Source organism: Stenotrophomonas sp. YJH_SMC_25, assembly GCF_059369595.1.
The window spans coordinates 71,545-85,318 of record NZ_JCAFSV010000017.1; the positions used below are offsets into that span (position 1 = coordinate 71,545).

General features: G+C 67.3%; 15 protein-coding genes. 7 read left to right on the forward strand and 8 right to left on the reverse strand.

Annotated features, from left to right (window positions below; genetic code table 11):
- Nucleotides 1-71 precede the first annotated feature (71 nt).
- Nucleotides 72-977, forward strand: coding sequence for an aspartyl/asparaginyl beta-hydroxylase domain-containing protein (locus AC5P7E_RS18740; RefSeq protein WP_024957655.1), 906 nt, complete (start codon nt 72-74; stop codon nt 975-977).
- Nucleotides 978-1,095: 118 nt separating this feature from the next.
- Here AC5P7E_RS18740 and speE read toward each other — a convergent pair whose 3' ends face one another.
- On the reverse strand, nt 1,096-1,947 hold the full coding sequence (gene speE / locus AC5P7E_RS18745; RefSeq protein ID WP_099561500.1) for a polyamine aminopropyltransferase: 852 nt from the start codon (nt 1,945-1,947) through the stop codon (nt 1,096-1,098).
- A 191-nt stretch (nt 1,948-2,138) separates the two neighbouring features.
- Between speE and speA the strand changes: the two genes are divergently transcribed.
- From speA to AC5P7E_RS18760, 3 genes are read left to right on the forward strand one after another with little or no spacing between them, the layout of a single operon-like run.
- Complete coding sequence (speA, locus tag AC5P7E_RS18750; protein WP_005411370.1) at nt 2,139-4,028, forward strand: arginine decarboxylase; 1,890 nt, start codon at nt 2,139-2,141, stop codon at nt 4,026-4,028.
- Nucleotides 4,029-4,072: 44 nt separating this feature from the next.
- A complete protein-coding gene (locus tag AC5P7E_RS18755; protein ID WP_005411369.1) occupies nt 4,073-4,393 on the forward strand; it encodes a DUF6122 family protein in 321 nt (106 codons plus the stop codon).
- 10 nt (nt 4,394-4,403) lie between these two features.
- Nucleotides 4,404-4,871, forward strand: a complete 468-nt coding sequence (locus AC5P7E_RS18760) for a hypothetical protein (protein WP_049472807.1) — start codon at nt 4,404-4,406, stop codon at nt 4,869-4,871.
- A 108-nt stretch (nt 4,872-4,979) separates the two neighbouring features.
- Here AC5P7E_RS18760 and AC5P7E_RS18765 read toward each other — a convergent pair whose 3' ends face one another.
- The 3 genes from AC5P7E_RS18765 to AC5P7E_RS18775 are packed head-to-tail and all read right to left on the reverse strand — an operon-like array spanning nt 4,980 to nt 7,245.
- On the reverse strand, nt 4,980-6,299 hold the full coding sequence (locus AC5P7E_RS18765; RefSeq protein WP_197596130.1) for a sensor histidine kinase: 1,320 nt from the start codon (nt 6,297-6,299) through the stop codon (nt 4,980-4,982).
- Nucleotides 6,296-6,955, reverse strand: coding sequence for a response regulator transcription factor (locus AC5P7E_RS18770; protein WP_114618984.1), 660 nt, complete (start codon nt 6,953-6,955; stop codon nt 6,296-6,298). The genes AC5P7E_RS18765 and AC5P7E_RS18770 overlap by 4 nt, the downstream gene beginning before the upstream one ends.
- Nucleotides 6,955-7,245, reverse strand: a complete 291-nt coding sequence (locus AC5P7E_RS18775; protein ID WP_114618983.1) for a PepSY domain-containing protein — start codon at nt 7,243-7,245, stop codon at nt 6,955-6,957. The genes AC5P7E_RS18770 and AC5P7E_RS18775 overlap by 1 nt, the downstream gene beginning before the upstream one ends.
- Nucleotides 7,246-7,396: 151 nt before the next feature.
- On the opposite strand from AC5P7E_RS18775, the gene AC5P7E_RS18780 reads away from it, so the two are divergent.
- Nucleotides 7,397-7,831: a PepSY domain-containing protein gene (locus AC5P7E_RS18780; RefSeq protein WP_114618982.1), complete on the forward strand. Its 435-nt coding sequence runs from the start codon at nt 7,397-7,399 to the stop codon at nt 7,829-7,831.
- A 153-nt stretch (nt 7,832-7,984) separates the two neighbouring features.
- On the opposite strand, the gene AC5P7E_RS18785 is transcribed toward AC5P7E_RS18780, so the two are convergent.
- The 3 genes from AC5P7E_RS18785 to AC5P7E_RS18795 all read right to left on the reverse strand — a co-directional run bounded on the left by AC5P7E_RS18785 (nt 7,985) and on the right by AC5P7E_RS18795 (nt 10,308).
- Entirely contained in the window at nt 7,985-8,467 is a 483-nt protein-coding gene (locus tag AC5P7E_RS18785) for a hypothetical protein (protein ID WP_005411364.1), read from the reverse strand.
- Between the two features lie 126 nt (nt 8,468-8,593).
- Nucleotides 8,594-9,802 carry an NAD(P)/FAD-dependent oxidoreductase gene (locus AC5P7E_RS18790; RefSeq protein ID WP_012481468.1) on the reverse strand — a complete coding sequence of 403 codons (1,209 nt, stop codon included), beginning with the start codon at nt 9,800-9,802 and terminating at the stop codon, nt 8,594-8,596.
- Nucleotides 9,803-9,813: 11 nt separating this feature from the next.
- The gene (locus AC5P7E_RS18795) at nt 9,814-10,308 is read right to left on the reverse strand and encodes a lipocalin family protein (protein ID WP_005411362.1); all 495 of its coding nucleotides are present in this window, start codon (nt 10,306-10,308) and stop codon (nt 9,814-9,816) included.
- A 181-nt stretch (nt 10,309-10,489) separates the two neighbouring features.
- Between AC5P7E_RS18795 and AC5P7E_RS18800 the strand changes: the two genes are divergently transcribed.
- A complete protein-coding gene (locus AC5P7E_RS18800) occupies nt 10,490-10,738 on the forward strand; it encodes a hypothetical protein (protein ID WP_006474562.1) in 249 nt (82 codons plus the stop codon).
- Nucleotides 10,739-11,072: 334 nt separating this feature from the next.
- The gene (locus AC5P7E_RS18805; RefSeq protein ID WP_050426961.1) at nt 11,073-13,502 is read left to right on the forward strand and encodes a DUF3772 domain-containing protein; all 2,430 of its coding nucleotides are present in this window, start codon (nt 11,073-11,075) and stop codon (nt 13,500-13,502) included.
- A gap of 163 nt (nt 13,503-13,665) precedes the next feature.
- On the opposite strand, the gene AC5P7E_RS18810 is transcribed toward AC5P7E_RS18805, so the two are convergent.
- The coding region (locus AC5P7E_RS18810) for an IS3 family transposase (protein ID WP_495205392.1) at nt 13,666-13,774 on the reverse strand (109 nt) is incomplete at its 5' end.

Below are 13,774 nucleotides of genomic sequence, written 5' to 3' on the forward strand. Positions count from 1 at the left end.
ACCGGTGCTGGCCACCAGGCCGTGCATCGCCCCGATTCCCGTTCCGGCCGCGGCTGGAGGAAAGTGCTTTGATCATCAAAATCGTCATTGCAGCGCTGTTCGTCGCCTGCGTGCTGTACATCCACTTCCGTGGCAAGGTCCGCGCGCGCTGGTCGCGCCAGCTGCTGGACCACTCCAGTTTCATGGCCCCGATCAACGTGGTCATGTACATGTTCTCGAAGGTGCCGACCACGCCGTTCCTGGACCCGGCCAAGGAGTTCCCGCAGCTGGAGCCGCTACGCCAGAACTGGCAGATGATCCGCGATGAGGCGCTGGCGCTGCGCGATGCGCAGAAGATCGCCGCGTCCAGCACGTTCAATGATGCCGGTTTCAATTCGTTCTTCCGCCGTGGCTGGAAGCGCTTCTACCTGAAGTGGTACGGCCCGTCGCACCCGTCGGCGAAGGCGATGTGCCCCAAGACCACGGCGTTGCTGGAGTCGCTGCCGGACGTGCGTGCGGCGATGTTCGCGCAGCTGCCGTCGGGCAGCGAACTGCGCCCGCACCGCGACCCGTTCGCCGGTTCGCTGCGCCTGCACCTGGGCCTGGCCACGCCGAACAACGACGGCTGCTACATCGAAGTGGACGGCATCAAGAAGAGCTGGCGCGATGGCGAGTGGATGATGTTCGACGAGACCTACATCCACCACGCGCACAACGAGACGCCCGATGACCGCGTGATCCTGTTCTGCGACATCGCCCGCCCGCTGCGCTTCGGCCTGCCGGGGCTGTTCAACCGCGCGGTGGCGGCCACGCTGCTGGCCGGCGGTGCATCGCCGAACCTGCCGGGTGACCCGACCGGTGGCGTCAACAAGGCGTTCGGCAGCGTCTACAAGGTGCGCCTGAAGGCCAAGGCACTGCGCGAGCGCAGCGTGGTGGCCTACCAGCTGATCAAGTGGGGCCTGGTGGTGGCGGTGATTGCCGGTATCTGGGCGCTTTGATCGTTACATGAGGTTGCCGGCCAGCGGCCGGCACTACCGGAACATGAAAAAACCCGCGCTGTCGCCAGCGCGGGTTTTTCTTTTGCATGGGTGCGTGCCGACCGTTGGTCGGCACGCATTACTTCAGTGCCGCCTGCACGAACGGCGGGGTCACCAGCACGCCGGTGTGCAGCGCGGCGGTGTAGTACAGGGTGCTGAAGGTCTTGGCGGCCGAGTCGGCCTGGCGGAAGTCGAAGCTGCTGTCGCCCTTGCGCGCCATGGTCACGCTCCACCAGCCGGTGGGGTAGCACGGCTGCGGGAACGGCAGGGTCTTGAACGAACCGAAGCCGGCCTTGCCCATCTCGGTGCGCATTTCGTTGATCAGGTCCAGCTGCATCAGCGGCGACTCGGACTGCTGCACCAGGATGCCGTCGTCCTTCAGGGCCTTGAAGCAGCTCTCGTAGAAGGCCTTGTTGAACAGGCCTTCACCCGGGCCGACCGGGTCGGTCGAATCCACGATCACCACGTCCACGCTGCCCGCCGGGCAGTTGGCCATGTAGGCCACGCCGTCGTCGAACAGCAGCTCGGCGCGGGCGTCGTCGTTGGAGTCGCACAGTTCCGGGAAGTGCTTGCGCGCCATCACCGTGACCTGCTCGTCGATATCGCACTGGGTCACGCTCTCCACGCCGGTGTGCTTGAGCACTTCGCGCAGGGTGCCGCAGTCGCCGCCGCCGATGATCACCACGCGCTTGGGCGCGGCGTGGGTGAACAGCACCGGGTGGCTGATCATCTCGTGGTAGAAGAAGTTGTCCTTGCTGGTCAGCATGATGGCCCCGTCGATGGTCATCAGGTTGCCCCAGTCGGTGGTCTGGAAGATCTCGATCTTCTGGAACGGCGACTGCACCTCGTCCAGCTTGCCGGTGATGCGGTAGCCGATGGCCGAGCCGGTGCGCTCGAAGTGTTCGATGTACCAGTTGTTGCTGTCAGTCATTGGAAAACAGTCCTGTTCGGAGGGGTGGAGCCGGGCTGGCGGGCGGGGCCGCGTGGCACAGATGCCACATCCGGACGGATCGGCCCGTTCAGGTTGGAACCTGTCACGGGCGCGGGCGCGCATGATAACGAACCTGTGGGCATATAGGCGTTATCATGCCCCCCCTTTTATTGCCAACAAGGCCGACTGAAATGACCGATTGGTCCCTCGACCAAGCCCGCAAGACCTACTCGATCCCGCATTGGGCGGACGGTTACTTCGACGTGGATCAGGCCGGGCACATGGTGGTGAGACCGACCGGGGCGGACGGCCCGGTGGTGTCGCTGCCCAAGGTGGTCGATGCGGCGCGCGCGGCCGGTGCCAAGCTGCCGCTGCTGGTGCGCTTCCCGGACATCCTCGGCCAGCGCCTGGGCAAGCTGCAGGCGGCCTTCGCCCAGGCCCAGCAGGACTGGGAGTACAGCGGTGGCTACACCGCCGTGTACCCGATCAAGGTCAACCAGACCCGCGGCGTGGCCGGCACCCTGGCCAGCCACCACGGCGAGGGCTTCGGCCTGGAAGCGGGCAGCAAGCCCGAGCTGATGGCCGTGCTGGCGCTGTCGCGCCCGGGTGGCCTGATCGTCTGCAACGGCTACAAGGACCGCGAGTACATCCGCCTGGCCCTGATCGGCCGCAAGCTGGGCCTGCAGACCTTCATCGTCATCGAGAAGCCGTCCGAGCTGAAGCTGGTGCTGGAAGAGTCCAAGGCGCTGGACGTGAAGCCGGGCCTGGGCGTGCGCATGCGCCTGGCCTCGCTGGGCGCCGGCAAGTGGCAGAACAGCGGTGGCGACAAGGCCAAGTTCGGCCTGTCGCCGCGCCAGCTGCTGGACCTGTGGAAGTCGCTGCGTGACACCGAGTACGCCGACTGCCTGAACCTGCTGCACTTCCACATGGGCTCGCAGATCTCCAACGTGCGCGACATCGCCAACGGCATGCGCGAAGCCACCCGCTACTTCGTGGAGCTGTCGCGCCTGGGCGCGAAGATCACCCACGTCGACGTGGGCGGTGGCCTGGGCGTGGACTATGAAGGCACCCGTTCGCGCAGCTTCTGCTCGATCAACTACGGCCTGCATTCCTACGCCAGCAACATCGTGCAGCCGCTGGCCAACGCCTGCGAAGAGTTCGGCCTCACCCCGCCGCGCATCGTGACCGAGTGCGGTCGCGCGATGACGGCACACCACGCGGTGCTGATCGCCAACGTCTCGGAAGTGGAAGAGGCGCAGGAAGGCCGCGTGCCGGACCAGCACGACGATGAGCCGGCGGCGATCCGCCACCTGCGCGAGATCCACGACGAGCTGGACGTGCGCCCGGCGGTGGAACTGTTCCAGGAAGCGCAGCATTTCCACGCCGAAGGCCTGGCCAGCTACGCGCTGGGCCAGATCGACCTGCCGCAGCGTGCGCGCATCGACGATCTGTTCTACGCCATCGCCCACGGCGTGCGTGCACGCCTGAGCTATGACGAGAAGAGCCACCGCCCGGTGCTGGACGAACTGAACGAGCGCCTGGTCGACAAGTACTTCGTCAACTTCAGCGTGTTCGAGTCGATCCCGGACGTGTGGGCGATCGACCAGGTGTTCCCGATCGTGCCGATCGAGCGCCTGGACGAAACCCCCGACCGCCGCGGCATCATCGCCGACATGACCTGCGACTCGGACGGCATGGTGGAAACCTATGTCGAGAACGAGAGCCTGGACAGCTCGCTGCCGCTGCACAAGATGAAGCCGGGCGAGAGCTACCGCATCGGCTTCTTCATGGTCGGCGCCTACCAGGAAATCCTGGGCGACATCCATAACCTGTTCGGTGATACCGACGCGGTGGAAGTGCTGGCCGATGCCGATGGCTATGCCATTACCCAGCAGCGCCGGGGCGACACCACCGACGTGATGCTGGATTACGTGGGTTACCGCCTGGACGAACTGCGTGCGACCTATGCGCAGCGCGTGGCCGAGGCCCAGTTGTCGCCGGAACGTGCGCAGGAGTTGTCGGAGGCGCTGGAAGCCGGCCTGACCGGTTACACCTACCTGTCCGACGAACCGCTGGTCTGATGTAAACGGGAACGCCGGGCGTAGGCCCGGCGCTACCGGCCCCGATGAGCGCGCGCGCGATCTTCCACCTGTTCCTGCATGCCGCCGTGCCAGCCCTGCTGGCATGGCTGTTCTGGCGCAAGCGCTTTGCTTCGGCGTGGCTGCTGATGCTGCTGGGCTGGATCATCGACCTGGACCACCTGCTGGCCGACCCGATCTACGCACCGAACCGCTGCAGCATCGGTTTCCATCCGCTGCACACCGCACCGGCGATTGCCGTGTATGCGGGGCTGTGTGTGCCGAAGAAAACGCGGTTGTTCGGCATCGGTTTGATCATCCACATCGTGCTGGACGCGATTGATTGCTGGTGGATGCATCACCGTTGATGTTTGATGTGTGTCGACCAAGGTCGACACCTACCGGGTGTACGGCGACCGGTCGGATTGGCGCTTGGTAGAGCCGGCCGCTGGCCGGCTTCCCCAAGGCGTTTCCGGTGACCACGTGGTTGCCGGCCAGCGGCCGGCACTCCCCACCGTTGGGTTGGCCAATGTCGACGCCTACCGGGCGTACGGCGACCGGTCGGATTGGCGCTTGGTAGAGCCGGCCGCTGGCCGGCCTCCGCAGGGCGTTCCCGGTGACTACGTGGTTGCCGGCCAGCGGCCGGCACTCCCCATCGTTAGGTTGGCCAATGTCGACACCTGCCGGGTGTACGGCGACCGGCCGGATTGGCGCTCGGTAGAGCCGGCCGCTGGCCGGCTTCCGCAGGGCGTTCCCGGTGACTACGTGGTTGCCGGCCAGCGGCCGGCACTACCCACCGTGAGGTTGGCCAATGTGGACACCTACCGGGTGCACGGCGACCGGTAGGATTGGTGCTTGGTAGAGCCGGCCGCTGGCCGGCTTCCCCAAGGCGTTCCCGGCGACCACGTGGTTGCCGGCCAGCGGCCGGCACTACCCACCGTTAGGTTGGCCGCTTCACGCCACCGGCAACCACAACGTTGCGCGCAGGCCGGGCTGCGCATTCTCCAGCGCCAGGCGCCCGCCATAACTGGCGGCGATATCGCCCACGATGGCCAACCCCAATCCACTGCTGCCCTCGCGCTCATCCAGGCGTACACCACGCTGTGTGACCTGGGACAGCGCATCCGCCGCCAGGCCAGGGCCGTCATCACGCACTTCGATGCGTAACTGCCCGTCGTGGGCTTCCGCTTCGACAGTGACCTGCTGTTGCGCCCACCGCCCGGCGTTGTCCAACAGATTACCCAGCATCTCTTCCAGATCCGCACTGGCACCGGCAAACTGCAACGCCGGATCAATGCCTTCCGCTGTGAACGCAACGCCGCGTTCGCCATGCACGCGTGCCATCAGCCGGCACAGCGCCTGTGCGACGGCCGCCACGTCGGTGCGCTGGCGATGGTCGGCAGCCAGTCCTGCAGCCAGGTAACGGTCGACACTGGCCTGCATGCGCGCACTCTGCTCGCGCACGGTGGCACGCCAGTGCGTACCGTCGCCGTCGGCCTCGGTGGCCAACACGCTCAGTGGAGTCTTCAGCGCGTGCGCCAGATCCTGTGCACTGGTACGCGCGCGTGCGACCATGCGTTGCTGGTGCTCCAGCAGCGCGTTGAGTTCTTCGCCCAGTGGCGCGACCTCCGCCCCAAGTCCCTGCGTCTCGATGCGCTGCGCGTCGCCGCGACGAACCCGTTCCAGCTGTGCACCGAGGCGGTGCAGCGGACGCAATCCGAAGTGCACCTGGCTGGCCAGCACCGCCAGCCAGGCCGCGACCAGCACGCCCAGCGCGATGGCGGTGCGCTTGCGGAACGCGGCTACATCCGCATCCAGCGCGCTGCGGTCGGTGGCAACCACGGCCACGAACGGTGCGCTGGCGCGCGGCAGGCGCACCTGTTGCACGCGTGCACGCAGGGACTGCTGGAGTGGCCCAGCCAGATTGCGCGTGGCCGCACCTGTGGCCATGGCCGGCAGGGTTTCATCCCACAACGAGCGTGACTGCAGCAGCACGCGGCCGTCGGCACCGGCGATCTGCCAATAGGCACCGGAGAACACGCGCTGGAAGCGCGCGTCATTCGGTTCCTGGCGCAGGCGCAGCTGTCCTTCGGGGTCCACTTCGGCCTGCGCCAGCAGGGTCAGCATGTCCTGCTGCAGTTCGTGGTCGAGGCGGTCACGCGCGCTGCGCTTGAACAGTTCGCCCAGCAGCGCGCTGGCCAGCAGCGAAACCAGCAGCAGGCCGGCGCCGCCAGCCAGCAGCAGGCGCCGTCGCAGCGAGGATTGCCGGCTCACGGCGCGGCCAGCCGCCAGCCCTGGCCACGCACGGTCTGGATCAGATCGATGCCGAGCTTGCGGCGCACGCGTCCGAGCAGCACGTCCAGCGCATTGGAGTCCGGGTCGTGGCCGCCGTCGAACACCTGTTCGCCCAGGCGGTCGCGGCCGATCACCTGGCCGCTGTGGTGGATGAAGTAACTGAGCAGGCGGAATTCCTGCGGGCTGAGCGACAGCGCCTGCCCATCCAGCTCAAAGCGGCCGGCGTTGACGTCCAGCTGCAGCGGCCCGCAGTGCAGGCGCGGGCTGGCGTGGCCATGGCTGCGGCGGATCAGGGCGCGCAGGCGCAGCACCAGTTCGTCGGCCTGGAACGGTTTGGTGAGGTAATCGTCGGCGCCTGCGTCGAAGCCGGCCAGCTTGTCGTGCCAGCGCCCGCGTGCGGTCAGCACCAGCACCGGGAAGCTGCGGCCGTTGCCGCGCCAGCGCTCGATCACGCTCAATCCGTCCAGCTCGGGCAGGCCCAGGTCGACGATGGCCGCCTGCAGGTCTTCGATCTGGCCGATCTCCTCGGCCTGGCGGCCGTCGGCGACCACGTGCACCACGTAGCTGGCCTGTTCCAGCAGGGGCACCAGGCGCTGTGCCAGTGCGGCATCGTCTTCGGCCAACAGGATGCGCATCAGTCGTCCAGCTCCGTCTTCAGCAGCTTTCCGCTGCGCGCATCATAGTCCAGCTCCACCACCACGCCGTCGCCGCGCAGGATCTCCACTTCGTAGACGCCGTCGTCCAGCTCCACTTCCAGCAATTGGCCCGGAAAGCGCTTGAGCGCATCGCGCACCACGCTTTCCAATGGCACGTAGCGGCCCTGCTGCACGGCGCGGCGCGCGACCTGCTGCGCCGGGTCCTGTGCGGACGCGGCGGCGGTCGGGGCGCTGGCCAGGGCCAGCAGCAGGGGCAGGGTGGAGAGCACCGGGGCGCGGGGAGGACTGTAGGACCAGGCGTGAGTGTGGCGGAGGTGACTAACAGCTGGCTAACAGTGCCGGCTAAGGCGCTGTTAACCACGGGGTGCATTGTGGCGTTGCCGGGATGGTCCGGCCACGAACACGAACAGGAGAACCCCCATGTTGAAGTCACTCACCCTCGCCACTGTTGTCCTGCTGGCCGTCGCGCCGGCCGTACAGGCTGCGCCGCTGGGCATGGCCCAGGTTGAACAGACCCTGCGCAAGGCCGGCTACACCCAGATCCACGAGATCGAACGCGATGATGGCCTGTGGGAGGCTGACGTGAGCCGCGCCGATGGCCGCTTCAGCGAGGTCTACGTGGACCCGAAGACCGGCGAGATCTTCGATGAGCACAGCAGCCGCGCGCTGTTGACCACCGAGCAGGTGCTGGCACGGGCACAGGCGCATGGCCTGCGCGAGATCCATTCGCTGGAACGCGATGGTGCGACCTGGTCACTGGAAGCCCGCAATGCCCGCAACCAGAAGGTGGAGGTGCGCCTGAGCGGTTATGACGGCCGCATCCTGCACAGCGAGCGCGATGGCTGGCTGGATTGATTCGCGTGCGGGTAGGTGCCGGCCGCTGGCCGGCACGGAATGCAGAGCGTGTCGACCAAGGTCGACACCCACCGGCACATGCAAGGTCGACACCTACCAAGCGTACGCAGCGGTAGTGGCCGACCTTGGTCGGCCCAGACCCGGCGCGGGGCGTTACCAGCCAAACGGTGGCGGGTAATCCCAATAGCCCGGGCCGCGGCCGTAGTAGCCGCCGTACGGGCCGAAGAAGCCCGGGCCCTTGCCTTCGCTCACGTGGATGTTGACGTTGACCCCGTGGGTCTTGCCCTCATCGGTGGTGTAGTTCTTGCTCAGGTTCAGCGTGGCGGCGTTGTAGTGGCTGTTGCCACCGTTCTTGGAATAGCCGATGCCGGTGGTGAAGCTGCCGGATACCTTGACCTTGTCGTCGGTGACGTCGGCGATCTTCGCGTCGTCGTGTACGCGCGGGCCGCTCTTGTCACCGTAGTACGTGCCCGGCGGATCCTGCTGCAGGGCCGGGTCGTTGAGGTAGCGCATCGGCGCCTGCGGCAGCGTCAGGTCCAGGCCGGCAGCCTGCGGCGCGGTGGCGCCGGCGGCGGACTGGGCCAGCACGGTTCCCGGCAGGGCCAGGCACAGCAGCAGGGTCAGGGGGCGGATCATGACGGTGCTCCAGCGGACAGATGGCCGCGCAACACGCGGCGGTACAGGCCGACGCTAGCAGGGGCTGCTTGAATGATGCCTGTCGGCGCCCGCTCGCGGTAGAGCCAGGCCATGCCTGGCTGCAGGCTACAAGCGCCCGAACCCGAACAGCCCCGCCAGCGGATGCGCCCGCCGCTCGATCCCGGCCCGCAGCAGCTGCGCGCCGATCATCGAATAGGTGATGCCGTTGCCGCCGTAGGCCATGGCGAAGTGCACCCGCGGCCCCCACTGATCGTGCGGGCCGAAGAACGGCAGGCCGTCCGCCGTTTCGGCGAAGGTGCCGGCCCAGGAAAACGCCGGCACCGGGTCCAGCCGTGGGAACCAATGCAGCAGCTGCTTCATCAGCTTGTCGGCCTTGCTCTGAACGCGCCGGTCGCGGCGGGCGGGGATGTCGATGGCGTCGTCCAGCCCGCCCACCAGCAGGCGACGGTCGCCGGTGGCGCGCAGGTACAGGTAGGGGCGGGCGCTCTCCCACACCATGGTGGTGCGCAGCCGGCCGAGCACGTCCGCATCGATGGGATCGGTGATGAAGGCGTAGCTGCTGCGGTTGCGTGCGACCCGTTGCTTGAGCCAGCGCTGGTTGGCATAGCCCATGGCCAGCACCACGTGGCGTGCGCGGATGGTGGCACCGTCTTCGGTACGGGCGGTCACCCCGCGCGCAGTGGCATCAAGGCTGTGCAGCACCGTGCGGTCATGCACGTGGCCGCCGCGCCGACGCAGGCGCTGCAGCAGTGCATAGGTCAGCCGATACGGATCGACCCGCGCCGCCTGGCGCGTGAGCAGGGCTCCACCTGCGTCCACGTCGAAGCGTTCCTGCAGTGCCTCCGGGCCCAGCCAGCGGGCATCCAGACCGATGCTGCGCCGCGCCTCACCTTCGGCCATCAGGCGCGGAACGTCGCGATGGCGGCTGGCCAGGTACAGGCTGTCCATGCGCTGGAAATCGACGTCCTTCAACCCGCGTGCCACGTCGCCCAGCGCTGGGATTGCTTCCGCACACGCCCGATAGGCAAGCGCCGCGGCGTCCTGGCCATAGCGCTGGGCCAGTTCCAGCAGGTGGGTGTCGATCTCGTACTGCAGCAGCGCGGTGCTGGCAGCGGTGCTGCCCCAGCCGATGTCACGCTGCTCGATCACCGCCACGTCGTGGCCATGCCCGGACAACTCGTCGGCAATCAGCGCACCGGTGATGCCGCCGCCGACCACCAGCACGTCGCAGCGCAGATCCCGCTCCAGCGGTGGGAAGGCGTGGATCAGGCCGTTGCGCACCGCCCACCAGGGGTAGCCACTCTTCAGGTCCATGAGTGGGCGGCTCAGGCTGTGGGGCGACCGGTGTGCGGGGTGTGGATCAGTTCGGACAGATCGAAGCCCTGCAGGCGGGCGGTGGCCAGATAATGATCCTGCACGGTGGCGTCCAGCTGCGGTTCGCGGGCCAGCAGCCACAGGTACTTGCGGTCCGGGCTGCCGACCAGCGCCACGCTGTAGTCCGGAGCGACCTGGATCACCCAGTAGTCGCCCTTGGCGAACGGCAACCAGCGCAGGCCCTTGGGCAGGAAGCTCACCTCCAGGCGCGCGCTGTCGTTGTCGACGGCACAGGCCTCGCCGGTGGCTTCCTCGACGTCGCCGTCCATGCGGCAGCGGTTGGTGACGCCGACGTTGCCGTTGTCGAGCAGGGTGTAGTGCGCCGACACATCGGTGCAGCCTTCCGGCTCGTGGCGCATCGGCAGGCGTGCGATTTCGTACCAGGTGCCCAGGTAGCGGGGCAGCTTGAGGTCGGCGACGGTCTTCAGCGGCGGGTGGTCGGTCATCGGCGGTCGTGGCAGGGGGGGCCTCCACGATGCCGATGGCCTTGCCATGGGCGGGTGAAGCCGGGGCGATGGCCGTGTCCAGAACGTTCCGTCGCCGCTGCGGCGTGCCCGTTGTCACCGGCGTGGCGGTATGCTGCCGCCAGCGCCGTGTTTTCCTGATCCAACCGAGGTGGAGGTGCCGATGTACCAGGTGATCCTGTTGAAGAGTGAATCCGCGTTCGCGCGCGAGCAATGGCCGCAGGTTGATGACCTGGTCGACTACGAGGGCGTCAGCTACAGCCTGCGTGCCGGCCCGCGCCAGCCGCTGCCCACCGACCACGACTGGCACCCGGTGGCGGTGTACGCGCCCGATGAGATCACCGAGGAAGAGTTCCAGGACTGGTACGCGCTGCAGCAGCCGACCGTCGAAGAGCTGCGCCTGAAGTACTGACTTCGCCGACGTGGCGCGCGTGCGCGCGGAAACGTGGGCGGGGTGAACCGATGGGGTAGAGTCGACTGTTAGTCGACTGCTCTTCGCTGGACGCTGTGCCAAAGCCCGCGCTGCGCGCGATAGTCGACTAACAGTCGACTCTACCCCGTCGATTCGCCCGGCCACGATCACCCCGCCGCAATCGCCAGGCCGTTATCGCCCCGTCGTGACCACCCCGCGCCTTCACCCCTTCGAAGCTCCCATCGCGGTGGGTGTGGTCCTCTGAGCCACCATCCAGCCTTTACCGCCTGTGCCGTATAGTCGCGCGCAGGCGCGGTGGTCCGCGCGAAACGGTGTGGCTGGCGTGTCTTCTTTCCTGCGATCGATCCGTGCACGGGGGCCTTGGCTGGCCCTGCTGCTGTGCACTGCCTTCCTGCTGTCCGCACCGGTGCTGGCCCAGGATGAGGACCCCACGCCGAAGCAGCAACTGGCGGACATCGATTCCAGGCTGAAGGAGGTCGAGCGCAAGCGGGGCGATGCAGAGGCCATCGAGACACTGGCGATGCTGTCCGAGAATGCCTCGCAGGCCCGGCGCGATGCCGAAGCGCTGGAGAAGGCGTTGCAGCCGCAGCTGGATCGGATCAGCGAACAGCTGGCGCAGCTGGGCACGCCTGCGGAAGGCACCACCGAACCGCCGGAACTGGCCGCGCAACGACGCACCATCACCAAACAGCGCGACGGCCTGGCCGCGTCGGTAGCGCAGGCCAAGGCCAGTGCCGTGCGTGCCCAGCAGCTGGCAGCCGACATCGACCAGCAGCGCACTGCGCAACGCGCCGAAGACATGGGGAAGAAGGTCGCCTCGCCGTTGTCTCCGGCGCTGTGGAGCAAGGTGGCCGAGCGCCTGCCGATCGATATCGCACGCGTCGCGCCGTTGGCCGAGCAGGGGCGCGATACGTTTGTTGCTGGTGTCCGGGCCAATGGCTGGGGCACGCCGTTGCTGGGCCTGCTGGCCGCGTTGGTGATGATGTTCCCGCTGCGGCTGTGGCTGCGCAGGCTGGGGCGGCGCTTTGCGGCGTCCGAGCGTGCGCCGGACGGTCGCCTGCGCCGCTCCGGCCTGGCCATGTGGCTGCTGCTGGTCGGTACGCTGCTGCCCGGCTATGCCGTGGTGGTGCTGATGGCAGCGCTCGATGCGATCGATGCGATCGCGCCGCGCCTGCAGGTGGTGGCCGACGGCCTGGAGACGGCCACCTTCCGCGCCGCCTTCATTGCGGCGCTCAGCGCGTGCATGCTGGTACCCAAGCGTCCGTCGTGGCGGTTGCTGAATCTGGATGACACCGCCGCACTCAAGCTGCGCAAGTACGCGTGGGGCGCGGCGGCGCTGGCCTGGCTGAGCACGGTGCTGGTCGCCCTCGATCAGGCCACGCGTACCAGCGACGTCACCACGGTGGCGCTGGACGGCCTGATTGCGCTGACCTACCTCGGCCTGATCATGGCCATGCTGGTGACCCTGGCACGCCTGCATCGCCGGCAGACCGCCGAGGCCGAGGCCAAGCTGGAGGCACAGGCCGATGGCGTGGGCGCGGCCACGCCGGTGCGTCGCAGCAGCTGGCTGGTACTGGCCCGGGTAGCGGGCAACATCGCGGTGGTGGCGGCCATCATTGCCACATTGCTGGGCTACCTGAACTTCGCCAAGTTCGTGAACCAGCAGCTGATCGGCGGCAGCATCGTGGTGCTGGCCGCGACCCTGCTGTTCAAGTTCGTCGATGACCTGAGCACCTGGATGCTCAACGCCGACAGCAAGGTTGGCCAGACCATCCTGCTCAGCACCGGCCTGAGCGTATCGCGGCTGGAGCAGGCCGGCGTGCTGCTGTCGGCGGCGCTGCGTACCGTGGTCGTGCTGCTCACGCTGCTTGCCCTGGTGGCGCCGTTCGGCAACATCGGCGCGGTGGTGGAGCGCTTCACTTCACTGTTCACGACCGGATTCGATATCGGTGGCACCAAGCTGGCACCGGCGGGGATCGTGTTGGCGGTACTGGCGCTGCTGGCCGGCCTGGCGATCACCCAGCTGGTGCAGCGCTGGCTGACCGACACCTACCTGCCCAAGACCGAACTGGATCTGGGCGCACGCAATTCGGTCAGTACGGTTGCCCGTTACGTGGGCATCATCATCGCGGTGATCTGGGCGCTGAGCGCGATGGGCCTGCAGCTGAGCAAGCTGGCGTTGCTGGTCAGTGCGCTGTCAGTGGGTATCGGTTTTGGCCTGCAGGTGATCACCCAGAACTTCGTCTCCGGCCTGATCCTGCTGGCCGAGCGCCCGGTGAAGATCGGCGACTGGGTGAAGCTGGGCGACCAGGAGGGCGACATCCGCCGCATCAGCCTGCGTTCGACCGAGATCCAGGTGGGCGACAAGTCGACGCTGATCGTGCCCAACTCCGAGCTGGTCACCAAAACCGTGCGCAACATGACGATGGGCAACAACCAGGGCCGCATCCAGATCCAGTTCGCGGTGCCGCCCAGCACCGATGTCGGCAACCTGCGGCAGGCGTTGCTGGATGCGTACACCGCGCATACCAACGTGCTGAAGCAGCCGGCGCCGACGGTCTACATCGACAGCATTGCCGGTGGCCAGATCACCATCAACAGCTTCGCGTACGTGGCCAGCCCGCGGCAGGTCTACGCCACCCGCAGCGATCTGTACTTCAGCCTACTGCAGATACTGGCGGAGCGGAACATTCCGCTGTCGACCCCGACCGATATCCACATCACCCGCGATCCGCAGGAGTAGGGGGTGTTCTGCAGGGCTGCGCCCTGCACCCGCTACGAGCCGGAGCAAAGGCAACAGCAACAGCAACAGCAACAGCGGGCATTCCGTGGTTTGGCGGGGTGGGTCCGGTTGCGGGAGACGCCGTAAACCCGTCCATGAAGTGACCCCCGAGACTTGGACGGGGTCAGGCGGCCGATTGGGCCCGCTCCCGGTACTCTACCGGGCTCAGACCTTTCAGTTTCAGTTTGATGCGCTCCTGGTTGTAGTACTGGATGTATTCCACCAGCCCAGCC

What these genes read in the sequence shown, in the direction of transcription:
- speE (WP_099561500.1), bottom strand. Translation starts at nt 1,947, where the DNA reads ATGACTGACAGCAACAACTGGTACATCGAACACTTCGAGCGCACCGGC.
- speA (WP_005411370.1), top strand. Translation starts at nt 2,139, where the DNA reads ATGACCGATTGGTCCCTCGACCAAGCCCGCAAGACCTACTCGATCCCG.
- AC5P7E_RS18755 (WP_005411369.1), top strand. Translation starts at nt 4,073, where the DNA reads ATGAGCGCGCGCGCGATCTTCCACCTGTTCCTGCATGCCGCCGTGCCA.
- AC5P7E_RS18770 (WP_114618984.1), bottom strand. Translation starts at nt 6,955, where the DNA reads ATGCGCATCCTGTTGGCCGAAGACGATGCCGCACTGGCACAGCGCCTG.
- AC5P7E_RS18780 (WP_114618982.1), top strand. Translation starts at nt 7,397, where the DNA reads ATGTTGAAGTCACTCACCCTCGCCACTGTTGTCCTGCTGGCCGTCGCG.
- AC5P7E_RS18785 (WP_005411364.1), bottom strand. Translation starts at nt 8,467, where the DNA reads ATGATCCGCCCCCTGACCCTGCTGCTGTGCCTGGCCCTGCCGGGAACC.
- AC5P7E_RS18790 (WP_012481468.1), bottom strand. Translation starts at nt 9,802, where the DNA reads ATGGACCTGAAGAGTGGCTACCCCTGGTGGGCGGTGCGCAACGGCCTG.
- AC5P7E_RS18795 (WP_005411362.1), bottom strand. Translation starts at nt 10,308, where the DNA reads ATGACCGACCACCCGCCGCTGAAGACCGTCGCCGACCTCAAGCTGCCC.
- AC5P7E_RS18800 (WP_006474562.1), top strand. Translation starts at nt 10,490, where the DNA reads ATGTACCAGGTGATCCTGTTGAAGAGTGAATCCGCGTTCGCGCGCGAG.